Origin of the sequence: Flavobacterium facile, assembly GCF_036321945.1 — a bacterium.
GTDB classification, from domain to species: Bacteria; Bacteroidota; Bacteroidia; order Flavobacteriales; family Flavobacteriaceae; genus Flavobacterium; species Flavobacterium facile.
Map to the genome: position 1 here is coordinate 209,042 of NZ_JAZAYT010000029.1, position 20,701 is coordinate 229,742.

The 20,701-nt window shown below is 29.6% G+C and carries 30 protein-coding genes; all 30 read right to left on the bottom strand.

What is annotated here, in order from left to right; translation table 11 throughout:
• Positions 1-114 precede the first annotated feature (114 nt).
• Positions 115-489 (bottom strand): SpoIIAA family protein, encoded by a 375-nt coding sequence (locus tag UEQ13_RS04975; RefSeq protein WP_329805264.1) that lies wholly within the window; start codon positions 487-489, stop codon positions 115-117.
• 23 nt (positions 490-512) lie between these two features.
• Positions 513-833: a hypothetical protein gene (locus UEQ13_RS04980; protein WP_329805265.1), complete on the bottom strand. Its 321-nt coding sequence runs from the start codon at positions 831-833 to the stop codon at positions 513-515.
• Positions 830-1,183 carry a hypothetical protein gene (locus UEQ13_RS04985; RefSeq protein ID WP_329805266.1) on the bottom strand — a complete coding sequence of 118 codons (354 nt, stop codon included), beginning with the start codon at positions 1,181-1,183 and terminating at the stop codon, positions 830-832. The genes UEQ13_RS04980 and UEQ13_RS04985 overlap by 4 nt, the downstream gene beginning before the upstream one ends.
• Positions 1,184-1,194: 11 nt before the next feature.
• Positions 1,195-1,425, bottom strand: coding sequence for a YtxH domain-containing protein (locus tag UEQ13_RS04990; protein ID WP_329805267.1), 231 nt, complete (start codon positions 1,423-1,425; stop codon positions 1,195-1,197).
• A gap of 22 nt (positions 1,426-1,447) precedes the next feature.
• Positions 1,448-1,600, bottom strand: coding sequence for a lmo0937 family membrane protein (locus UEQ13_RS04995; RefSeq protein ID WP_329805268.1), 153 nt, complete (start codon positions 1,598-1,600; stop codon positions 1,448-1,450).
• Positions 1,601-1,616: 16 nt separating this feature from the next.
• Complete coding sequence (locus tag UEQ13_RS05000; RefSeq protein ID WP_329805269.1) at positions 1,617-2,264, bottom strand: porin family protein; 648 nt, start codon at positions 2,262-2,264, stop codon at positions 1,617-1,619.
• A gap of 193 nt (positions 2,265-2,457) precedes the next feature.
• Positions 2,458-2,922, bottom strand: coding sequence for a hypothetical protein (locus UEQ13_RS05005; protein WP_329805270.1), 465 nt, complete (start codon positions 2,920-2,922; stop codon positions 2,458-2,460).
• A 17-nt stretch (positions 2,923-2,939) separates the two neighbouring features.
• Positions 2,940-3,125 carry a CsbD family protein gene (locus tag UEQ13_RS05010; protein ID WP_329805271.1) on the bottom strand — a complete coding sequence of 62 codons (186 nt, stop codon included), beginning with the start codon at positions 3,123-3,125 and terminating at the stop codon, positions 2,940-2,942.
• 73 nt (positions 3,126-3,198) lie between these two features.
• Positions 3,199-3,711 (bottom strand): hypothetical protein, encoded by a 513-nt coding sequence (locus tag UEQ13_RS05015; RefSeq protein ID WP_329805272.1) that lies wholly within the window; start codon positions 3,709-3,711, stop codon positions 3,199-3,201.
• Between the two features lie 97 nt (positions 3,712-3,808).
• Positions 3,809-4,240, bottom strand: a complete 432-nt coding sequence (locus UEQ13_RS05020) for a low affinity iron permease family protein (protein ID WP_329805273.1) — start codon at positions 4,238-4,240, stop codon at positions 3,809-3,811.
• Positions 4,241-4,242: 2 nt separating this feature from the next.
• Positions 4,243-4,626 carry a hypothetical protein gene (locus UEQ13_RS05025; RefSeq protein WP_329805274.1) on the bottom strand — a complete coding sequence of 128 codons (384 nt, stop codon included), beginning with the start codon at positions 4,624-4,626 and terminating at the stop codon, positions 4,243-4,245.
• Positions 4,627-4,637: 11 nt separating this feature from the next.
• Entirely contained in the window at positions 4,638-4,862 is a 225-nt protein-coding gene (locus UEQ13_RS05030) for a hypothetical protein (protein WP_329805275.1), read from the bottom strand.
• Between the two features lie 300 nt (positions 4,863-5,162).
• The gene (locus tag UEQ13_RS05035; protein WP_329805276.1) at positions 5,163-7,175 is read right to left on the bottom strand and encodes an outer membrane beta-barrel protein; all 2,013 of its coding nucleotides are present in this window, start codon (positions 7,173-7,175) and stop codon (positions 5,163-5,165) included.
• An 11-nt stretch (positions 7,176-7,186) separates the two neighbouring features.
• Positions 7,187-8,887 carry an Ig-like domain-containing protein gene (locus tag UEQ13_RS05040; RefSeq protein WP_329805277.1) on the bottom strand — a complete coding sequence of 567 codons (1,701 nt, stop codon included), beginning with the start codon at positions 8,885-8,887 and terminating at the stop codon, positions 7,187-7,189.
• A gap of 97 nt (positions 8,888-8,984) precedes the next feature.
• The gene (locus UEQ13_RS05045) at positions 8,985-9,935 is read right to left on the bottom strand and encodes an MlaD family protein (RefSeq protein WP_329805278.1); all 951 of its coding nucleotides are present in this window, start codon (positions 9,933-9,935) and stop codon (positions 8,985-8,987) included.
• Positions 9,936-9,950: 15 nt separating this feature from the next.
• Positions 9,951-10,685, bottom strand: a complete 735-nt coding sequence (locus UEQ13_RS05050; protein ID WP_329805279.1) for an ABC transporter ATP-binding protein — start codon at positions 10,683-10,685, stop codon at positions 9,951-9,953.
• Between the two features lie 5 nt (positions 10,686-10,690).
• Complete coding sequence (locus tag UEQ13_RS05055; protein WP_329805304.1) at positions 10,691-11,449, bottom strand: MlaE family ABC transporter permease; 759 nt, start codon at positions 11,447-11,449, stop codon at positions 10,691-10,693.
• Between the two features lie 136 nt (positions 11,450-11,585).
• Positions 11,586-12,050 carry a ferritin-like domain-containing protein gene (locus UEQ13_RS05060; RefSeq protein ID WP_329805280.1) on the bottom strand — a complete coding sequence of 155 codons (465 nt, stop codon included), beginning with the start codon at positions 12,048-12,050 and terminating at the stop codon, positions 11,586-11,588.
• Positions 12,051-12,157: 107 nt separating this feature from the next.
• On the bottom strand, positions 12,158-12,499 hold the full coding sequence (locus UEQ13_RS05065; RefSeq protein WP_329805281.1) for a L,D-transpeptidase family protein: 342 nt from the start codon (positions 12,497-12,499) through the stop codon (positions 12,158-12,160).
• A gap of 5 nt (positions 12,500-12,504) precedes the next feature.
• On the bottom strand, positions 12,505-13,764 hold the full coding sequence (locus tag UEQ13_RS05070; protein WP_329805282.1) for a L,D-transpeptidase scaffold domain-containing protein: 1,260 nt from the start codon (positions 13,762-13,764) through the stop codon (positions 12,505-12,507).
• 98 nt (positions 13,765-13,862) lie between these two features.
• Positions 13,863-14,288, bottom strand: coding sequence for an OsmC family protein (locus tag UEQ13_RS05075; protein WP_329805283.1), 426 nt, complete (start codon positions 14,286-14,288; stop codon positions 13,863-13,865).
• Positions 14,289-14,309: 21 nt separating this feature from the next.
• Entirely contained in the window at positions 14,310-14,654 is a 345-nt protein-coding gene (locus tag UEQ13_RS05080) for a hypothetical protein (RefSeq protein ID WP_329805284.1), read from the bottom strand.
• Between the two features lie 10 nt (positions 14,655-14,664).
• A complete protein-coding gene (locus UEQ13_RS05085) occupies positions 14,665-14,889 on the bottom strand; it encodes an SHOCT domain-containing protein (protein ID WP_329805285.1) in 225 nt (74 codons plus the stop codon).
• Positions 14,890-14,921: 32 nt separating this feature from the next.
• Complete coding sequence (locus UEQ13_RS05090; protein WP_329805286.1) at positions 14,922-15,395, bottom strand: Dps family protein; 474 nt, start codon at positions 15,393-15,395, stop codon at positions 14,922-14,924.
• Positions 15,396-15,400: 5 nt separating this feature from the next.
• Positions 15,401-15,616 carry a BON domain-containing protein gene (locus UEQ13_RS05095; RefSeq protein ID WP_329805287.1) on the bottom strand — a complete coding sequence of 72 codons (216 nt, stop codon included), beginning with the start codon at positions 15,614-15,616 and terminating at the stop codon, positions 15,401-15,403.
• A gap of 87 nt (positions 15,617-15,703) precedes the next feature.
• Positions 15,704-16,192, bottom strand: a complete 489-nt coding sequence (locus tag UEQ13_RS05100; RefSeq protein ID WP_329805288.1) for a response regulator — start codon at positions 16,190-16,192, stop codon at positions 15,704-15,706.
• Between the two features lie 12 nt (positions 16,193-16,204).
• Positions 16,205-16,351, bottom strand: coding sequence for a hypothetical protein (locus UEQ13_RS05105; protein WP_329805289.1), 147 nt, complete (start codon positions 16,349-16,351; stop codon positions 16,205-16,207).
• An 11-nt stretch (positions 16,352-16,362) separates the two neighbouring features.
• Positions 16,363-18,720: a glycosyltransferase gene (locus UEQ13_RS05110; protein ID WP_329805290.1), complete on the bottom strand. Its 2,358-nt coding sequence runs from the start codon at positions 18,718-18,720 to the stop codon at positions 16,363-16,365.
• A 1-nt stretch (position 18,721) separates the two neighbouring features.
• Positions 18,722-19,759 carry a glycoside hydrolase family 130 protein gene (locus UEQ13_RS05115; RefSeq protein ID WP_329805291.1) on the bottom strand — a complete coding sequence of 346 codons (1,038 nt, stop codon included), beginning with the start codon at positions 19,757-19,759 and terminating at the stop codon, positions 18,722-18,724.
• Positions 19,760-19,943: 184 nt separating this feature from the next.
• Positions 19,944-20,645, bottom strand: a complete 702-nt coding sequence (locus UEQ13_RS05120; protein ID WP_329805292.1) for a hypothetical protein — start codon at positions 20,643-20,645, stop codon at positions 19,944-19,946.
• Between the last annotated feature and the right edge of the window lie 56 nt (positions 20,646-20,701).

The window sequence follows — 20,701 nt, forward strand, 5'->3', positions numbered from 1 at the left end:
TTCCCCCGAATCGGTTTTTAAGTTTATTGCAATAAAGATTTCAATCTATAGCACTAGAATTTAATATTTCTTTCAATAAAATTTAAATATGTTTTAAAAAATATTCTTTTGCGTTTATTCTTTATTTTTTTCAGAAACCCAATCAATAGCTTCTTGTATTTCTTTGTGGTCAAAACCTTTAAATTCTCCTGGCATTAAATAACTAAAGAAGTCTGTGAAATTTCGTACGGCTTCAACATCAGAAACTATGGCAGCTCTGTTCCATTTTGTGAGATGTTTAATCCCCATCATAACGTCTTTCATCCAAGCTCCAATTGTAAAATTATTTAATTCCGTTTCAAGTATTAAGAGGTAATTTAATTTATCTGTTTTATCGATTAATTCTTTTACTTTTGGCATTACAGTATCGCTAAAATCTTTTTCTGTAATTTCTCCAACAGCTTTAAAACCTACAATGTTTTCAGGTAAATTTTGCAAATATTGTATCATACCAATTCTTTTAAATTATTTTTTTACTTTCTACCAATAAAATTTTTAACTACAAATTTTAAGACATTTCCTAAAATCGTATTTTTTTTATTACTTGAATGTGGATTTAAAAAATTATTAGACAAGTAATTAATTCCGAAACCAACAGTGCCTTTAACTAAACTTGCTGTGATACTTGGAGTTGTAATAGCTTCCTCAATAGAATTTTTGATTAAATTAATCGGTTTAAAACTATCAATAGTACTGTGATATTGGTTTTTCAGATGCAAAAAATCTGATGTCTGTTTACTGCGTAAAAGAGCAATTTTTGTAGCCAATTGATCTTTCTGATTTATGATTTTCATAGGATATCTTTATTATTCATTTTACTGATAATGAAGTTACTAACAGGATTTTTAATCCATTCATCTTTAAAAATATAAAGTATAATTCCAATAAGTAAATAGCTTATTCCAATAAGAAAAAAACCATAACAAATTTTGCCTAAATATTCGCCAAGATAAAATGCTAATCCGATGTTTGTAAACAGTAAAAACACAACAACAACAATAGTTATGGCTAATTTTACTGCCAAATTAGAAAATAAATCAGCGGATTTATAAAGCGCTTCAGATTTACATAATTCAAGCGTTGTTTTGCTATAAATTTCTGCTTTTTCAATCAGTTTTTCTATTGTTGTTGCATTGTTTTCCATTTTACTTTTTTTTATTTTGAATTAACTGCCTCTTTGGCATCTTCTAATAAAGCATCGTATTTACCAGAAGCATCTTGATACATACCTTCTAATTTACCTTTAAAATCATCAGCATAACCTTGACCTTTATCCATAATTCTTCTTCTTGTTTTTGATCCTTTAGCTGGTGCAAATAATACACCTAATAAAGCTCCTGCTCCAATACCTAATAAAATACCTAAAGCTGTTTTTCCTGTTTCCATAATTTTAAATTTAAATGATTATTTATAATTTTCTTCCTTGAATAAGTCTTAATAGAATTGCTATAATTGCTATAACTAATAAGATGTGAATGATAGATCCTGCACTATAAGCAAAAAAGCCTATTGCCCAAAAAATGATCAAAATAATTGCGATTGTGTATAATAAATTGCTCATAATGTTTGATTTTAGTTTATAATATTGAGTAAGAGAGATATAAATTTACTGCACTGTTTTTTCCGTTAGGAAAGGTGTAATTTGTACCATTGAAATTTCTTTCTTTACCTACTTTCTGTAATCCATAATTGTAACGCACTCCAAATCCAATTTTATTTGTATCATAACCGATACCAACAGAAAGTCCTGTATCAAACTTGTTATAATCATCGTTATCTAAATTATTTTCTACATCAAATAAAGTACCTTGAGAATTGTTAGTAGCTTCGCCATCTATTAAATATGCAACGTAAGGACCACCGTGAACACTAAAGTTTTCACTTAAATTAATTACTAACAAAACAGGTAATTCTAAATAGTTTAATTTAAAAGTAGAAGTTCCATTAACAAATGCATTATTGTATTCTAATTCTGCTCCTTTTGTAGTGTATGATAATTCTGGCTGAATGGCAAAAGTTTGTGTAATTGGTAATCTTGCAAATAAACCTAAATTAAAGCCAGTTAATAAATTACTATCATCCACATCTTCAGTATATAGATTTGAAAAATTCACACCACCTTTAACTCCAAATTTCAGTTTAGCTGAATCTGTTGTTTGAGAAAACGCTACTTGAGAGAAACTTGTTAAAAGGACTAAGGCTACTATTGATTTTAATTTTTTCATTTTTTTTTTATTTGATTGTTAAATTATTATACACAAAGATTGCTTTATTTGTACATAATTGTGTTACACTATTTGTCAGAAAATTTATAGAATTCCCACCTTAGAAAGTAAATAAGAAAACCTATCTTTCTGAAGTGTACAGAAGGATAGATTTTAAGTATAATTGATTCTGAAATTTTCAGATAAACGAAAGTTACTTTTTATTATTCACCGTTAAATCTTTCAACGCAGCACCAAGTTCATTCATATCAGAACTAAACTCACGTTTAAATGAAGCCCAATCCGTTTGATTATTTTCATAATCTGAAATTTTAGTTTTTAAAGCCGCGTTTCTATCTTCTAACGATTCGATGTTTTTTTTGTAAGTAGCATCAAAAGTTGTACCTGGCTTTTTCATAGCTATTTTTAAATCAGCTATACGTTTTTCATTGTCAGCAATAGTTGTATTGGCTTCATCTTTATAGGTTTGCCATTCTTCATCGTTAGCTTTAGTGATCGCATCGTTATTAATGTCTTCTGTAACATCTTCTAAATTTTGCTCTGCATTTTCAACATTTTCAATGGCATCTTCTTCTTTATCAGTATTTGATTTACAACTTGTAAATACATTTCCTACTAGAAACGTAGTAACAGCAAGAACTAAAATTGATTTCTTCATTAGTAATGATTTAGAAATTATAACTTTTCAATTAACTTTTGCAATTCTTCTTTAGATTTCCCTAAAGTGATTTGAAGTTTTCCTAACATTTCATCTTTTTTACCTTCTACAAATAACAAATCATTATCTGTTAGTTGAGCAAATTTTTGTTTGAGTTTCCCTTTTTGTACTTCCCAATCTCCTTTTAATTCTGTTGTATTCATGTTTATAAGTTTTACATTAAGAATGAATTTTCTTAATTTGAAAGCGTATTCTGATTTTTTATTTTGATAAGTATTAGAAACGAAATCTAATTCCCAAAGCGATGTCTGGTCCGAAACTATTTTCTCTATAAGCATCTGAATTAAAATACATTTCTGGTCTGAAATCTAATGAAAGTTGAATTGGCACATCAAAATTATATTCAATACCAATGTCTCCAGCAATTAAAGCAAATGCTCCATTATCATTATCTCCATAATAAAAATTATTGTTGTTATAGTTATTGTCATAACTCCATGTTCCTACTCCAGCTCCAACTCCTGCATACCAGTTGAATCCACCGTCAATATTCCAAACCCATTGGTATAAACCCACTAATTTAATAGCATCCACATTATTACTGTTTCTCCAACCTAAATCAAATTCTAACCTATTGTTTTTAGCTAATTTTCTTTGATAAGAAAGTTCTCCTCCAAATCCGTCATTATCACCTAAACGCAAACCCAATGCATTTTTTGAAGTATTTTGTGCTTGTGCGCTAAATGATAATCCGATTATCATACTAGCTACTAAAATGATTTTTTTCATAAGTAAAGTATATTGTTATTTTATTAATGTAAAGGTGCGGTTTAAACCACTTATTCTTGTTACAGAATTTGATACAAAACTTATATTATTCCTAGTTTTAAATTTGATTATCTGTATTGGCTTCTTCAATTTTATCGATTAGCTTTTTATTGGCAATTTCGAAAGCTTCTTCCTTTTCAATATATTCTTTAGCTAATTCTGTAATTTCTTTTTCTGTTTTCTCATTGGTATCCATAACTGAATTATTTGCCGTTTCGTGAGAAGAAATTAATTCATTTACTTTCAAATGCAATAATGCCGAATATTTATTAAATGATTTTTGAATAATGAATAAACTTAAGAAAGTTGTCCCGAAGATGAAATCCCCTATATTTTGATGCAAATTTGTTGAATTTAATAAGGTGTTAATCCACCAAAATAACACCAAACAGCAAGCTAAAATAAAAGTTATAGAGTTCCCCAAAACTTTTGTGGCTAATGCTACTAGTGCTTCGAAATTTCTTTCCAGGCTGAAATAAATCTCTTTCATTTTTAATTGATATAAAAACAATCATTTACAAATGCAATTTGTTGATTTTCTGTAAGTTTATCAGTGTTTTTTAAAGTAAATTCTACATTCAAAAACTTAGCATCTGCTTGTAAAATATTTAATAATTCGGTTTTAGCATTAGTAGCTCCGAATAACAAAACAGAATTATAACTTAAAAGTTCATCTCTAAGTTTGGAATAAAAAACTTGTTGCATATCTTGTTCTTTATTATGCAAATGACTTTCTCCTTTTTGTAATATTTTTTCTTTTTCAAAATGATTGAAATCTGATTTTATTGTTTTTATAGCTTCAGCTGAATTGTTATACTCAAATATATTTGCTACAAAATGATCCATATAAATTGCTATTTTTTTTGTGGTTTCCATTGTTTGAAGTTTTAAAAATTATTGATAAATCCGTTATGATTGGGTGCGTATTTTCGAAGTAAATCTTCTAAAGAATCAAAATAATCTTGAAGAATTTTGTTATTTATTTCGGGGTTTTCCAAATTTGGAATTGTAACAGGCATTTCGTTAATAAATTTCATTAATTCAGGAAATTCATTTCGAATGGTCATTGTTATTTTAACAATGTTTTTGTTTAATTCGGCTTCTGTTTTCATAGGTTAAGAAATTAAAAAAGGAGAAAGTCGAAAAGCTAAATACCTAAATTTAAAAACTCATTTGTCAAGATAACACACAGTTGATTTTTGATAACAACCTATATTATTACACAGTTTTGTTTCCTTTTTAGATATTGAAAACTTTAAGACTATCTCTTTTTATATATCTCAAATTTACCTTAATTAAAGAGCCTAACTGTTATAGAATTGATTTGAAATATTGCAAAATTCATAGGTTTTAAACAAAAAAAAGAACAACTTTAATTAGTTGTTCTTTTTAATTTATTAATTTAAAAACGCTTATTGTGCTGGAAGTATGTCAATCACAACTGTTCTATTATAAAAACGTTCTTCTGGATATTTGTTTTCAAATGGTGCTTTACTTTCGTCTTCTCCACTACCATAAACTTCAAACTTCACATCATTTCTGCCCGATTTAGCTAAACTTTTTTCAATGATATTTTTCACATCATTCGCTCTGGCTAAAGATAAGTTCTTGTTATAACTTTCTTCACCAATAATATCTGTATATCCTTTGATGATTAGTGTTCCACCAATTGGAATTTTTGGAGTTACAATTTCAGTTAAATATTTATCATAAATTGCAATTGATTTTGATTCATTGAATTCATAAATCACACTAAATCTAATACTTTCTTGCACTTTTGGCGCTACATAAGGTAAAATATAAACTGTTGCATCTTTTACGACTGTTTTACCAGTTAAAGTTGTTCCCGTCATTTTTACATTAAAGTTACCTTGTTTTTGACTTTGCAAGATTAATTTTCTCGAAATAATTACTTTATCTTCAGTATATGGTCCGAATTTTTTCACTTTACCATTTTCATCTTTCAATTCTAAGAACCAAGTTGAAAAAACTTCTTTTGAACCAGCCACATTAATAACAATATCATCTGGATTTGAGTTTTGTGGAGTTGTATAAATTTCGATAGGTTTCAAGGGTGCATCACCACTTTGAAATTCCATTAACAATTCTGGTGAATTACTTTCAATAGTAACTCTTTGATCCCCTTCACGAAGTAAAAGTAACTCATTAGTTCCTCCTGGTTGTTCTGAAGCTACAACAGGTTTTGTTCTTCCTTCAACAGCAATTCTAGAAGCATTAATACCAAAAACCGTAGTTAAATAATCTTTTACACTTTGAGCCATTGCACGACCGTCATCTGGACCTTTCTGAGAAGAACCTACTAATTTTATAGTTGATGAAGGATTTTTTTGCATTCTATCCCCTAAAATATTAATTACATTATAGTAGACTGCCATTTGTCGTTCTGAACGACCAGAAACTGTATTTGAAGTAGAAAATTGAACTTGATCTTCTTTAAAATCTTTAACTTGATCCTTGTTTAAAAGTACATATCGACTAGGGATTTCAGTTGAACCTACATTGAAAAAGATATAATTTCTTAATGGAAAAACTTCTCTAACTCTGTTTTCAACCAACACATTTTCTGGTTGATTAACGGAAAACTGAACTTCACCATCAACAATATTTGCATTTTCAATTGCTTTACCACCACCTAATTTCAAGGCTACTCCTGCTCTAACGGTTGTTAAATTCCAAGTTTCATTAGCTCTTGGATTTTGTCCGAAATAAGGTTGAAAAGTAACGAAAGGAGAAAGAACAAACTTAGTTTTTCTGTTGGCTGACGATAATGGAATATCGTAACCCATACCAATTTGCATCGATAAAATGGTTTTTTCCACTTCACTAAAATCACCAGTTACATCTGGATTTGGAGTTTGTGCTGGAAAATTAGGATTAATTCCTTGTTCGTACACAAATGATTTATCTAAATTGAAAGCCAATCTTGGTCCACCATATAAATAAAAGTTAGATTTAAATGGAGCCAATCTAATACTTGGTTCGATAGTCAAATAACTTAATTTAGTTGATAAATCCGCTGGGCAATTACATGGCGTAATAACTTGGTCGAATTTTCCTCTTCTGCTATCATATCCGGCTTGGAACATAAATCCCCAAGCTGAATTTGGACGATGGTATTCTAAAAGTGGCGCTAAATATAAACCTGCTCCAAAACCATCATGAAATGCAGTTGGAGGTGTAAAATTTTCATTCAGAACTTGTGTGGAACCTCTATAAAAATTAAAATTTGCTCCTGCTGCTGCTCCAAACCACCATGAGGGATTAGAATACTGAACTTCTTGTGCTTGAACTGACGTTAAAGTTGTTAAAAACAACGAAACTGTTAAGATAAAATTTTTCAATGGCAATTTATTTAAGGACCACGCTTGGCATGGTCCTGTTGATAATTTAAAATTTGATTTCATAATGGTATGAATTAAGGTTTGTCAATTATATTAGTACTTGTCATTACTACAGCACCGTTTCTTGCTAACATTCTTCCTACAGCTGTTGCGTTAGGTCCCATCGTAATTGAAGTTAAGGCTAATACATTTCCTTTAAATGCAGTTCCGTTACCGATAGTTGCAGAACTACCTACTTGCCAAAATACATTTTTAGCTTGAGCACCACCACTTAAAATCACACTTCCACCTGCACCACCAACTGTTGTAAAGTCAGAGGCAATTTGGAAAATCCATACCGCATTAGCATCACCTTGTGCATCAAGTGTTAAATCACCTGATTGAATTAATAATGTAGAAGTTGATTTATATATTCCAGGAGCAAGAGTTAAACCACCTTGGTCACCAGAAACTGTAGCTGGTGCAGGAGATGTTGCTGCTTCAGCGAATAAATAAGCATTTGTTAAATCTTGTTTTGCTTGAATTAACATAGCGGCTACACCTGCTGGAGCTACATCATCTGATGCATAAATTGCACCATTAACTATAATGGCTGGTGGAAATCCAGTAACAGAAGAACGTACACCTGGGCTAATTCCAACATCCATATTGTGAATTTCGCTAAAACCGGCGTTATTGCTAATTCCAACACCTGCTAAAATTCCAAATCTATCTGCAGAATTTAAATCAACAAATGGTGGATTTAAAGAGGTATTCGTATTAAAAGTCCAAACATAATTATTGGCTAATGCAACTCCAGCTAAATTTTTAGCACCAGTTGTAATTGTAGCCGTATAAGTAGTATTACTATTAAGATTAGTTGAAGGAGTAAACGTTGCCGTTGTACCAATATAAGTTACAGCACCTAGTACAGCTGTTGTTCCAATTTTTACTGTAAAAGTAGTTCCAGAAATAGTCAATGGATCCATTGGCATATTAAATGAAGCATTAAAAATTTTGTTTAAAACAACACCACTTTCCGTATTAAAAGGATCTGTTGACAATACAATAGGAGCTGTTAAAATTCCTGTAGTAAAGTTCCAAACATAATCACTTAAAAGAGCCACTCCAGCAAGATTTTTTGCACCTGTTGTAATTGTTGCTGTATAAAGTGTATTTGCTGTTAAAGGCAATGTTGGAACAAAAGAGGCTGTTGTACCAGAATAAGAAACGACACCTGCAATTGCAGTCACACCTTGTTTTAATGTGAATGATGTTCCGTTAATAGTTGTAGGATTCATTGCTGTATTGAAAGTTGCCGTAATAATTTTATTTAAAACTACACCTGTTTCATTATTGTCAGGATCAGTTGAAATTACTAATGGTTGTAAACTTGTACCTGTACTAAATGTCCAGATATAGTTTTCTTGCAATGCGTTTCCCCTTAAATCTTTTACAGCTGTTGAAACTTTACCAATATAGGTTTTGTTAGCCACTAGATTTCCAGTTGGAGTAAAAGATGCTGTATTTCCAGAATACGTAATGATTCCAGGAATACTTGTAGTTCCATTTACGATTGTAAATGATGATGCGTTAATTGTTGCAGGATTCATTTCTTCATTGAAGGTAACTGTAATTACTTTATTTAAAGCAACACTAGTTTCTCCGTTTGTTGGACTAGTAGCTATAACTTCTGGGCAAATACCTATAGTTTCTTGAAAATCATCTTCTGAACAAGCTCCAAATAAACCAACAATTGATAACACAATTGCTGATAAGAATATTTTTTGTTTCATTTTTTTTAATTTTAGTAATTAATATGAAACAAAGTTGGTGCGAAAAGTAGTTTTTACTGTTGTAGTATTACATTAAAAACTTATGTAATTCATAGGTTTAATTTTTATTTAGTAGGACTTTTTGCTTTTCTAATGCTTTGTCTTTTTTCTTAAAATAACCACGAAGCAAAAAGTTATTTTTGGCTGCTTCTTCAATTTCGATTATATTTTTAGAAGCTTTTTCGATATTTATAAGAGAAGAATCTAAAGAAGTTGCCAATCGTTGATCACCAACTAATTTTGACAAAATACCTTTATCATTATTTAATTTTTTGGTAAAGACATTAAATTCGTTAGAGCTTTTTTCTAAATTATTTAATGTTTTTTCAATGGAATTAGTATATTTTGGATCGTTCATTAATTTAGATAATGTTCCGTTTTTATCATTCATATTTGTGGTAAAAACAAGAAATTCATCTGAACTTAATTTTAAATTCAATACCATTTTATCGATACTTTTCGCAAATTCTTCATCTGTTAAAACCTTGTTTAAGGCGCCTTTTCCTTTATTTATTTTCGTACTAAATTCGGAAAGTTGCAAGGTTATGATTTCTGCATTATCAACACTTTTTCGTAAACCTTTCATCAAATCTTCAATTTCTACAGCTTTTACGGAACGTATTGTTGAATTATCACTTACTATTTTATTAGATGAAGTTCCGGGAGAAATAGTCAAAACTTTATCACCCATTAATCCGTCTGAACCAATACTAGCAATTGCATCTGTTTTAATATATTTTTGAACTTCTTCTTTTATAATTAAATTAACCACTACTGCAGAATCTGAAATGAATTCAATATCTTTTACTGTTCCAACATTAATTCCTGAAAAGCGAACATTATTTCCTTCTTTTAAACCGCTTACATTTTTAAACTGCGATTTTAAATGAAAAGTAGAACCAAATAAATTTTTGTTACTTCCTATAAAATAAATGGTAATCATAAACAAGGCCAAGCCTAAAATGACAAACATTCCTAACTTCCATGTATAATTTGAATTCTGTGTCATATTATTATTTTTTAATTAAATGAAAAAAGAACGCACCCATTCGTCCGTACTGTTTTCTAGTGCTTCGTAGGTACCTTCTGCATGAATTACGCCATCTTTAAGAATCATAATTCTGTTTCCTGTAAGTTTAGCACACGCCATATCATGTGTAATAATGATGGATGTGGTTTTATATTTTTTTTGAACAGACAAAATTAATTCGCTAATTTCTCTGGAAGTTATAGTATCTAAACCTGATGTAGGTTCGTCGTATAAAATAATTTCTGGTTGAATAATTAGTGTTCTGGCTAATGCAATTCGTTTTCGCATTCCACCTGATAATTCTGACGGCATTTTATCAATAGATTCTTCTAAACCAACATTAGTTAAAGCTTCAATGATTTGTTTTTCAATTTCATCATCCGTTACTTCTTTTGTATGATGTTTTAAAGTAAACGCCAAGTTTTGTCGTACCGACATAGAATCATACAAAGCGCCATTTTGAAACATAAATCCAATTCTTGATCTAATTTTATTAAGTTCTTCATTTTTTAATTTCGTAATATCGACATCAAAAACCTTTATTTCCCCTTTATCGGCTTGCACTAATCCAACTAAACATTTTATCGTTACCGATTTTCCAGAACCAGAACGACCTAACACCACTAAATCTTCCCCTTTATTTACTGTCAAGTTTACATCTTTAAGCACGTCATTTTCTCCAAATGATTTACATAAATTTTTAATCGAAATAATTTCTTTACTATCCATGATTTCTAAAAGAATAAATCGGTTATTTGAACCGCCAACATATCAATAATAAAAATAGAAAGTGATGCCGCCACAACAGCTTCATTCGCTGCAATTCCAACACTTGCTGTTCCGCTTGAAGCGTTAAATCCTTTATAACAGCCAATTAATCCAATAAAAAATCCGAAGAAAAATGTTTTAATTACGGCTGGAATCAAATCTAAAAACTCCAAATGTTCAATTACTTCAGAAAAATAACGATATAAATTCATGCTTCCGCGAACATTAAAACCAACATAACCGCCAAAAACCCCAACTAAATCGGCATAAATTACCAAAATTGGGAGCATTATTGTGGTGGCTAAAATTCGGGTAACTACTAAATATTTATATGGATTTATAGCCGAAACTTCCATAGCGTCAATTTGTTCGGTAACTTTCATGGAACCTAATTCGGCACCAATTCCGGATGCAATTTTTCCTGCACAAATTAATGCTGTAATTACTGGAGCAATTTCTCTAACTAACGATAAGGAAACCATACTTGGTAACCAACTTTCAGCTCCAAATTGAATCATTGTTGGTCGAGATTGTATCGTTAAAACCAAACCCATAATAAAAGCGGTAATGGAAACCAAAGGCAATGATTTATAGCCAATAGCATAACATTGTCTGAAAAATTCGTTGATTTGAAAAGGCGGTTTTACTATTTCTTTAAAAAATCTCCCTGTAAACAAAGCTACATTTCCAGTGTCTTCAAATATATTTTTAAGGTAGGTTTGCATCATTTATTTATTTTAATTAAGAAAAACCTACAAGCTTTTTTAGAAATCTTGTAGGTTAAAAAAATGCTTTCTGATAGTACCAAAAACTAAATTTTGGTGAGTATTTTAGTTACTTCTTCTCTTTACAAAAACACATTTACTCTGTTCTATTATTTCGTAATTCATTAATTTTATCGTAATCTGATTTTAAAATCTCATAATGTTTGTTTAGCATATTCTGCTCTATAGAATTGATTGCATTAACCTCTTGAATGAGTACATTTTTATACGTTTCTAACGCCACATCTTCACCATATTTACAGGAATCTAAAATTGCTTTTCTATTGTTACATGTTAATGCAACTTTAACTTCCATCCAAACTCGGAAAAACTTTCCAGTTATTCTGGTGCCTTCATTTGGTAATCCACCAAGTTTAATTACTTCTGCAATTAATTCTTTTCTACAATGTTCGCTAGTTTTAATAAAATCAAAAAACAAGGTTTTTAAGTCGCTTTCTCGTGTTTCATTACTAGCCGTTTTGTAACCTTCAATTCTATCATTATTTATGATTACTAATGAATTTAACACTTTAATTGTATTGTATTCTGTTACGTTTTCCATTATATAAAATTTTATTGCTAATGATTTTTCATATTGTAAAATTCTTAATAATGGGCAATTAAAGTGTTATATAACTCTATTAAGAAGTTGTAATATTCATAGATATATTATTCTACAAAAATTTCTTTGGCTAATTCTTCATCTAAATTGTAAACATCATTTCTGAAATTTAAGTTTCCTTTATAATCCACCCAAGCTGTAAAATAGGCGATATAAACGGGCATATTTGGCTTAACAGAAATTCCAGTTTCGGTATCTGTTTTTAATATTTTATCTATTTTTTGTTTGTTCCAGGTTTTGTCATTTTCCAACAAATACAACATTAATTTTTTTGGATTTTCTACTCGAATACAACCATGACTGAAATCTCTTTCGTTTCTATCAAATAACCCTTTTGAAGGCGTGTCATGCAAATAAATACTATAACTATTTGGAAAAAGAAACTTCATTTCGCCTAAAGCGTTATTTTTCCAGGCTTTTGTCTGATGATAAAAGGAACTTTCTTTGTGGTATAATTATTCCAATTGATATTGGATTCATTCATAGCTTCACCCTTAAATGAAACGACTTCCATATTATTTTTAGACAGATAATTTCTATCTCTCTTTATTCCTGGTATAATTTCGCTATTGATAATGCTGTTTGGAACATTCCAATAAGGATTTAACATAATTCTGGAAATTTGTCCCTTAAAAATGGTGGTTTGTTTAGCTTCTTTACCAACGACTACATTCGTTTCCCAAAGTATTTTTTTGTCTTTAAAAATGTGTAATTTATATTCTGGAATGTTAACCAATAAATAATCGTTTTCAATTTCAATAGGAACCCATCGTAAACGTTCTAAATTTACCAACATTTGTTTGATTCGAAAATCGACAGTTTTATTCATTTCAACAATCGTATTCACATTTAAAATTCCAGTTTCTGGTAAACCCAAACGTTGTTGAAAATTAGAAATGGCTGTTTTTAAACTTTCTGTAAAAAGGATGGATTTGTCATTTACTTTTAAGTCTTTTGACAAAAACAAACGTTGCTTCACTTGAAGTAAGCACGAATCTGACTCGGAAATCGCTATTGTTTTTTTATCTGTTTTAATGGTTGGAAATCCGCCTTTTTTCTTGATTTCTCGATACAATAAAAGCTTTTCTTTTAATTTAGAATAGTAACTATTTACAGGTTCATAATTTGTATCGTTTGCATCTTTTAAAATTAAAGATTCCAACATCACTTGATAATTCTTTTTACTTCTTGGAATAAACCATTCTAATTGACGTGGTGTTTTATTAATTCCAGAAAATGCTTTGTCAGAATATTTAAAAAAGGTTGTGGTTAAGAGTAATTCTAAATTTTCTCTTTGTTTTTCATCAATTTTTGATTCATTATTACTCATTTTAATAATGGTAATTAAAGTATCTAATTGCGCGTTTTTAAATGATTTGTCGTTAAAAGCATTCGTATAATTTTGCAATTGATTTTGAAAGTTGGGCACGGCTTGTGTCATTCCGTTTTTGGTGAACCAAGCGTATTGAAAATCTCTATTTTTATAGAATAATTTTACTTCTTTTTTTATTTTTTCAGTTTCAGGATTGGCTTTAAAAAAGGCTTGTATTGTGGCATCTTCTAAAATTAAATCCGTATATTTTTCGTCAGCTGTTTCTTTTTTACAACTGACAAATAGAAATAAAACGGTTAAAAGTAAACATATATTTTTCATATGTAGATATTTATTGTTTTTTAAGGTCATATGGTATCGCTTTATTTTCATTGGTGTTTGCAAGCAAACGAGTTGGTTTATGGCGATTTCATTTGAGTTTATAGATTTTCAAATTCAAAATGCACTTCTGAAGAAATTGGGATGCTCAATGCTTTAGATACAAAACAGTTTTGTTCTGCATCTTTTGTAATGGTTGCAAATTCTTCGGCACTTATATTTGGAACAGATCCAGAAATTTTTAAATGCATGCTTACTATTCCTAAATCGTTCATAGTTAAGGTTGCTTCTGTATCTAATCTGGTTGGCGTAAACCCTTTTGCGTTTAGTTTTGCAGAAACGGCCATTGTGAAACAACCTGCGTGTGCAGCCGCTAATAATTCTTCTGGATTGGTGCCTTTTACACCAACTTCAAAACGCGTTTTAAAGCTATAATTTGTATTTTCTAAAACGCCACTTTGTGTTGATAACGTTCCATTTCCTTCTTTTAAATTTCCTTCCCAATGGGCATTTGCAGTTCGTATCATGGTTATGCTTTTTAAAATTTATTATTTGATATCATCTAAATCTGTTTGATTGTCACTTCCGCTATAAAGATTATTTTCTTCATCTTCACTTCCAATATTTTCCTGCTCGTCATCTAATTCTGACCCAGGAACGTCTAAATCGCTTCCCGTTTTATCTTGATTGAAATTTTTCTCATTCCAAATAGAATGTTTTACAATTTTGATAATTTCTTTCTTTTTTGAAATATTTTCAGGATCAATATCAAATTCTTTATTGAATTTATTGAATTTATTGTAAATATCTTCATCAACTGGATAAGTTGGGTAGCCGTCTTTTTTATCTAATTGTTCGTTTGCGGCTTTCGGAAAATGTTCTTTCTTGCTCATTTTTAATTATTTAAGATCTTTTAAATTCTTGCTCTAAAATTTCTTTCTTGTCTTTGTATTCCGATTCGGTTATACTTCCATTTGCATATCTTTTTTTCAAAATATCAAATGCCGAATCTTTTTTACGTCGTTGTCCGGGAATATCGTATGGAATAGCAAAAATCCAAAACAATAAAACCACCCAAATTGCCCACCAAATAATGTTCATTCCGTAATAATAATTTTCGTAGTTCATCTCTTTTATTTTTTATGGTTGAGGTATAATTTTTAGCTTAAATATCTTCGTAATATCCAAGCAATCGTTTCATGTTGTTGTAAAATTCCAGTTAGCATATCAGCGGTTCCAACATCGTGACATTCATTATTACAGATGTCAATGTCTTTTCTTAATTCGTAAATTATTGTTTTATGATCATTTAATAATTCTGTTAACATGGCATTTTGAACAGGATATTTATTTGGATGTTCTACAATTCGCGTTAGCAATGAAAATTCATTCATTGTACCAATCGTTTTTCCGCCTAGTTTACCAATTCGTTCTGCTACATTATCTATAAGTTGTTCTAATTCTGAATATTGCGATTCAAATAATTTATGCAATTCCATAAAACTTTGACCAGCAACATTCCAATGAAACTTTCTAGTTTTTATGTAAAGTGTCATTTCATCAGATAAAACAACACCTAATAAATTGATGCTTTTTTCTAAATTTTCTTCGGATAATCCAATTTTTGGTATCATTTCTTTTAATTTTCGTTAAATATGGCTAATTCATTATTTACAGCTTGAACTTCTGAAAAACTTACAATAAGTTGTTCAATTTTATCTTTCACTTCATAAGAAGTAACAATTCCTTTTAGGCTAACTTCATTACCAATAACTTCAATTATGATGTTTTCGATAATTAAATTTTCCTTTAATTTGTTTGCTAACTTATCTCTTAAAACAGTATTGAAATTCATCGTATTTATAGAATTATTATAAATATAAAGTTGCCTCTTTTTCAAGGTTAAAATGTTATAGAATTTATTTGAAAAGTTTTAAAATTCCTAGATAGAAATCATTCCTATAAAAACTAAAAAGCCAACTACGATAAATAAAAAGACGAGATAAACAAAAAACTGACTGACGCTATATTTCATTTGCAAATAGTTAGCCGGATAGGTTACGATTTCAAAAAGCGTGGTGCTTAATTTCTTTTTCACTCCTTTTTCTTTAAGTAAATAATTATCCGCTTCATTTCTGTGAGAATCGATAGCTGTAAAAATTTCTTCGTTATTGGACAGAATAATGACTTTTGTTTTTTTGTTGATGTTTTTAATGAACTCAACAATTTTATTGCCTTCCACTCCAAAATAGTCGTAATCTAAAACGACAACGCTTGTGTTTTCATCCACTTTTGATAAAGCTGTAACGGCATCCGTAAAAGTTGAAATATTGAAAACGGTTCCAAATCGTGTATCTAAAAACTGATGTAATTTCAGTGCGTTTTCAGGATTGTCTTCCACTATAAATAGATTTTGTGTTTGATTTGTCATGATCGTATATTTTTAAAGTGAATCGTTATCACCAAATTCATTCATTTTCTTTTTAATCGATTGCTTAGATTTTGCAGAATTTTCTTTAGAACTCGCTGCTTCATTTTTTTTCTTATCGCTTTTTTTAGGTGCGAAAGTGTGTTGTTTTTTAGTTGCCATAATTTTGATTTTTAAATTTCAATACTTTTATTTTTTTTCGATTTTTTAATATAATTCGCATTTAATAATTTAATCGCTTTCTCATTTTTTAGAAAATATTTTTCAATTGTTAATCTTGCCATTAAATAACTTACTGTTGATTCTGCGCCTTGATTTAAATTGATATATGTATCTTCTAATCCATCATAACAACCACCAGTACAAGGATTATACACAATTTGATGCAAATGATTTTTTCCTAAGAACCAATTGAATCCAATTTCCATATTTTGCAGATACGCATCTTCTTGAAAAACATCATAAAATTTACTTAAAGCAATTATAGTATATGACACATCAATAGGTTGTTCTCCACCAATTTGTTCATTTGCGGAATCATTATTATTTTGCAACCATCCTTTATTAGAAACCACTTTTATAACCTCATTAATGAAGATTTTTGATAATAAAAAATCAAAGGAAGTTTTAGCAATGCTTTTATATTTTTCATTATCTGTTGCTAAAAAGGCACACAACATAGCTTCTGGTAAAATACTGTTTCCATACGTTAAATAGCTTTCGTACCAATGCCAATTTTCATCATTTTCGTGTTTGTACATTTGTACTAATTTATCAGCCAAATGTTTTAAAATCAAAATATTATCTTCTGAAGGGGATTTTAAATTACTATAATAAATTCCTTTAATGATAAATGCCATAGCTCTTGGTGAATGAATTTTACAAACATTTACTAAAGCCAATTGCATGGTTTTTTTAGCCTTTTCTATTAATTCGACAGGTAAAATATCGCTTATTGAAATTAAATATCCCAAAGCCCAAATGGCTCTACCATTAGAATCAGCTAAGTTTTCAGAATTTTGTTTTGTGAATTTTTTGTGAACATCCACATAGTTTAGAAAATAGCTTTCAGGTTGTAAACAATATTTTATAAAATCGAAATACTTATATATATAATCTAAGTCGTTGCTTTCTTTTTTTAGCTCATAATGTTGACAAATTGCGACTAAAGCTCTAGAATTATCATCTAAAGTATAACCTGAATTGATGTCGGGTTGATTGATAATTGAAAACTGAATCATGGCGAAATCAGTCGTTAAATTCTTAAAGTGATTTAAATTTATAGGTGGAATTTTATAATGTAATTCCACTTCTTCATTACAAATTTCTTCAAATAAAATAGCGTGAGCAATTGCTGAATTTTCCCAAGCCGTTGGTGCTAATTTATGAATTCCGTTAGATGAAATAGTTTTTCGTAATTCCTCATCGTCTAATAAAATATTGACTTGTTCCGCTAATTGTTGGGCATTTTCAAAATCGATAATTATTCCAGTTCCGCCATTTAACACTTCAAGTGCGTGCGGAATTGGAGTAGAAATAATCGGACAACCACAACTAATAGCATAGGAAAAAGTACCTGAAACGGCTTGGTTTCTATCTTTTGAAGTGAATAAGTAAATATCCGTTAATTGTAAATATTCTAACAATTCAGAAAGAGGTAAATATTGATTGATAAACTGAACATTGTTGTTTAATTGCAAAGCGGTAATTCTGTCTTCCAAATCTTTACGATATTTTTCACCTTCATTTTTCACCACACTAGGATGCGTTTTTCCAATCACTAAAAATAAAACTTCGGGGTGTTTGTTTACAATTGTTCGCAAGGCATTAATAGACGTTTCAATACATTTTCCAGAACTTAATAATCCGAAAGTTGAAATTACTTTTCTGCCAGCCACATTATATTTTTCTTTTAAAACATCTTTATTAGAATGTTCTACCAAATGCGTTCCGTGAGGAATTACAGAAATTTTATTCGCATCAATTTGATATTCTTCTTGTAATATTTTTGAAGAGTTATTGGTCATCACTATAAACGAATTCACATTATCATTTATATGTTGAATCATTGATTGAAGTGCATCATTAGGATTGGGTAAAACCGTATGAAAAACAACAATTATAGGTTTATTTATGGTTTGAATTAGTTGAATAAAATCTGTTTCATTCGTTTTAAAAAGTCCGAATTCATGCTGAATTAAAACCATTGAAAGCGTTTCATTCTGATTGATATTTTCCGCTAATTTTATATAGGATTTTTGATTATCCGTATCTAAAATGTATTTTACTTCTTTGGAATACTTATGCTTTTCAAATTCCGATTCTAAAGCACAAATAGTGATATCAAATGACTTTGTAAATTTGTTGTTTAGAGCAAAAATTAAATCTTGTGAATAGGTCGCAATTCCACATTCTCTTGGTGGATAAGAAGTGATAATTAAGATTCCAGGTAAAGATTCTTCTTTTTTGGAAAGCTGAAGAGTACTTATGAAATCATTGTTTAGATTCGTAGTTGGATACATATTTTTCATCCTATATAACTTTATGATTTAATAATTCTTTTAGTAATTCGCTTAATGAAACAGAAGCACAAGCAATTCGTTCATCAGCAGCACCATAATAAATATAAAGTAAGTCGTCAAAAACAACTGCTCCTGTTGGAAAACAAACATTATTCACTTCACCTTTTAATTCCCAAACATATTCGGGTTTAAATAACGGAAAAGGCAATCGGGCAATTTCTTTTTGAGGATTTTCTAAATCTAAAAGTGCAGCACATGCGGAATACACATAACCTTTTAAACTATCTTTAACTCCGTGATAAATAAGCAACCAACCAAATTCTGTTTCAATTGGTGGACAACCGCCTCCGATATAACTTATTTCATGATCAAATTTTGGAGAAAGCAATACGAAATCACTAAAATTTAGAAAATAATTTTTCCAAAATTCTGGAGTTAAATCAGTTAAATTATCAATAGCGACCACAATTTCAATTTCTGGACGAATTCGATGCATAAAATAAAATTTGTTGTTTATTTTTCTTGGGAAAAAAATTACGTTTTTATCCCAAACAAGTATTTCTATTCCATCTTTTTCTAAAATTCCATTGTGTTGATTGTATCTAAAATATTTTGAATCTACAGAAGGATCGGGGTTTGACAATTTATTAAATTCTTCATAAGTAATTTGTGGAACAATAATTCCCTTTTTTTCGAAATGCACTAAATCGGTTGAAGTTGCTAAACAACCTAGTGCATTTACGCCATCAAAAGCAGTATATGTTAAATAATAAGTTTCTTCTATTTTTACTATTCGCGGATCTTCAATACCATGTAATTCATAATCAAATTCCGGAACTAAAATAGGTTTGTAATGACGGTCTTCAATTTGAATTGGACCATTTAACAAACAATATCCAATACTAGAATGATTTCCTTCATGTACAGCTCTATAAAATAAATGGACAAAATTTCCTTCTTTAATAGCCGCTGGGTTGAGCACACCTTCGTTTTCAAAATCTAAAGTTGTTTTCTCTAAAATAATTCCTTCTTTTCTAACGTTTAACATGATTGTTTTTTTAGTGGTTCCTACATATTTTGAGATATTAAAGTTCCTTAAAATAAAATGGTAAAAGTTATATAACTATGGTATTAACTTATATAATTCAGATATTTTAAGATTCTTTATACAAAAAATGCCAACCATTTCTGATTGACATTTTAGCTTTATAACTTTATTTTTTTAATAAAAATTATTCTTTGGCTTCTGAATTTTCTCTACTTTTTGCACCCATTCTGTTAAATTTAAACATAGGAGATAATTTCACTTTAATTGAAGCAATTTTTCCGTTATCTGACGAAGACAATCCTTCTTTTTCAACAGTGTTTTTTCTTGCATCTAAAGCTTCAAACAATAGTTTTGCTTCATCATAATCTTCTCTGGTAAAATTACCTTTATTCGCTTTATATGATTGAAAATAATTATCATATACAGCAAGAATATTATCTTTATTTACCCAAGAAAAATTCATGTCCGAACCAATTTTACCTGCTCCAAATAAACGGTCTCTTAACAATTGAGAAGGACTTACTTTTACTGGTTTTGTAGGGTCATTTGATGTAGCAGTTTCTGTTTCGTTTTTAGTAATAACAGTAACTTTAATTTCATCATATTTTGCATTTGATGCGTTAAGTTTTTCTTGAGATGCAATTTTCTCCGTTTCCTCTAAACTTAATAAAGCCTCGTTGGCACTTGCATTTTTAGCCTCATAATCAGCAGTAATTTGATCCCAATTCGCTTGACGTTCTTCCGCAGATACTGCTTTTAAAGAATCTACGTAACTTTCTAATTCATTAATTCTTTTATCAGCTAATTCCTTTTCTTTATTAACACAAGAAACCATTCCTAATAGAATTATTGAAAATAATCCAGCTTTTAATACATTTTTTTTCATAATAAGTATGTTTAAATATTTATATAAAAATACTCGAATTACAACTTTTACTTGTT

Coding starts and splice junctions, on each gene's coding strand:
- UEQ13_RS05035 (WP_329805276.1), bottom strand. CDS start 7,175: ATGAAATCAAATTTTAAATTATCAACAGGACCATGCCAAGCGTGGTCC.
- UEQ13_RS05105 (WP_329805289.1), bottom strand. CDS start 16,351: ATGGCAACTAAAAAACAACACACTTTCGCACCTAAAAAAAGCGATAAG.
- UEQ13_RS04985 (WP_329805266.1), bottom strand. CDS start 1,183: ATGGAAAACAATGCAACAACAATAGAAAAACTGATTGAAAAAGCAGAA.
- UEQ13_RS05100 (WP_329805288.1), bottom strand. CDS start 16,192: ATGACAAATCAAACACAAAATCTATTTATAGTGGAAGACAATCCTGAA.
- UEQ13_RS05070 (WP_329805282.1), bottom strand. CDS start 13,764: ATGAAAAATATATGTTTACTTTTAACCGTTTTATTTCTATTTGTCAGT.
- UEQ13_RS05050 (WP_329805279.1), bottom strand. CDS start 10,685: ATGGATAGTAAAGAAATTATTTCGATTAAAAATTTATGTAAATCATTT.
- UEQ13_RS05080 (WP_329805284.1), bottom strand. CDS start 14,654: ATGAGCAAGAAAGAACATTTTCCGAAAGCCGCAAACGAACAATTAGAT.
- UEQ13_RS04990 (WP_329805267.1), bottom strand. CDS start 1,425: ATGGAAACAGGAAAAACAGCTTTAGGTATTTTATTAGGTATTGGAGCA.
- UEQ13_RS05095 (WP_329805287.1), bottom strand. CDS start 15,616: ATGAATTTCAATACTGTTTTAAGAGATAAGTTAGCAAACAAATTAAAG.
- UEQ13_RS05075 (WP_329805283.1), bottom strand. CDS start 14,288: ATGATACGAACTGCAAATGCCCATTGGGAAGGAAATTTAAAAGAAGGA.
- UEQ13_RS05030 (WP_329805275.1), bottom strand. CDS start 4,862: ATGAAAACAGAAGCCGAATTAAACAAAAACATTGTTAAAATAACAATG.
- UEQ13_RS05120 (WP_329805292.1), bottom strand. CDS start 20,645: ATGAAAAAAAATGTATTAAAAGCTGGATTATTTTCAATAATTCTATTA.
- UEQ13_RS05115 (WP_329805291.1), bottom strand. CDS start 19,759: ATGTTAAACGTTAGAAAAGAAGGAATTATTTTAGAGAAAACAACTTTA.
- UEQ13_RS05005 (WP_329805270.1), bottom strand. CDS start 2,922: ATGAAGAAATCAATTTTAGTTCTTGCTGTTACTACGTTTCTAGTAGGA.
- UEQ13_RS05055 (WP_329805304.1), bottom strand. CDS start 11,449: ATGCAAACCTACCTTAAAAATATATTTGAAGACACTGGAAATGTAGCT.
- UEQ13_RS04975 (WP_329805264.1), bottom strand. CDS start 489: ATGATACAATATTTGCAAAATTTACCTGAAAACATTGTAGGTTTTAAA.
- UEQ13_RS04980 (WP_329805265.1), bottom strand. CDS start 833: ATGAAAATCATAAATCAGAAAGATCAATTGGCTACAAAAATTGCTCTT.
- UEQ13_RS05085 (WP_329805285.1), bottom strand. CDS start 14,889: ATGAACTACGAAAATTATTATTACGGAATGAACATTATTTGGTGGGCA.
- UEQ13_RS05110 (WP_329805290.1), bottom strand. CDS start 18,720: ATGAAAAATATGTATCCAACTACGAATCTAAACAATGATTTCATAAGT.
- UEQ13_RS04995 (WP_329805268.1), bottom strand. CDS start 1,600: ATGAGCAATTTATTATACACAATCGCAATTATTTTGATCATTTTTTGG.
- UEQ13_RS05040 (WP_329805277.1), bottom strand. CDS start 8,887: ATGAAACAAAAAATATTCTTATCAGCAATTGTGTTATCAATTGTTGGT.
- UEQ13_RS05060 (WP_329805280.1), bottom strand. CDS start 12,050: ATGGAAAACGTAACAGAATACAATACAATTAAAGTGTTAAATTCATTA.
- UEQ13_RS05045 (WP_329805278.1), bottom strand. CDS start 9,935: ATGACACAGAATTCAAATTATACATGGAAGTTAGGAATGTTTGTCATT.
- UEQ13_RS05065 (WP_329805281.1), bottom strand. CDS start 12,499: ATGAAGTTTCTTTTTCCAAATAGTTATAGTATTTATTTGCATGACACG.
- UEQ13_RS05025 (WP_329805274.1), bottom strand. CDS start 4,626: ATGGAAACCACAAAAAAAATAGCAATTTATATGGATCATTTTGTAGCA.
- UEQ13_RS05010 (WP_329805271.1), bottom strand. CDS start 3,125: ATGAATACAACAGAATTAAAAGGAGATTGGGAAGTACAAAAAGGGAAA.
- UEQ13_RS05090 (WP_329805286.1), bottom strand. CDS start 15,395: ATGATACCAAAAATTGGATTATCCGAAGAAAATTTAGAAAAAAGCATC.
- UEQ13_RS05015 (WP_329805272.1), bottom strand. CDS start 3,711: ATGAAAAAAATCATTTTAGTAGCTAGTATGATAATCGGATTATCATTT.
- UEQ13_RS05020 (WP_329805273.1), bottom strand. CDS start 4,240: ATGAAAGAGATTTATTTCAGCCTGGAAAGAAATTTCGAAGCACTAGTA.
- UEQ13_RS05000 (WP_329805269.1), bottom strand. CDS start 2,264: ATGAAAAAATTAAAATCAATAGTAGCCTTAGTCCTTTTAACAAGTTTC.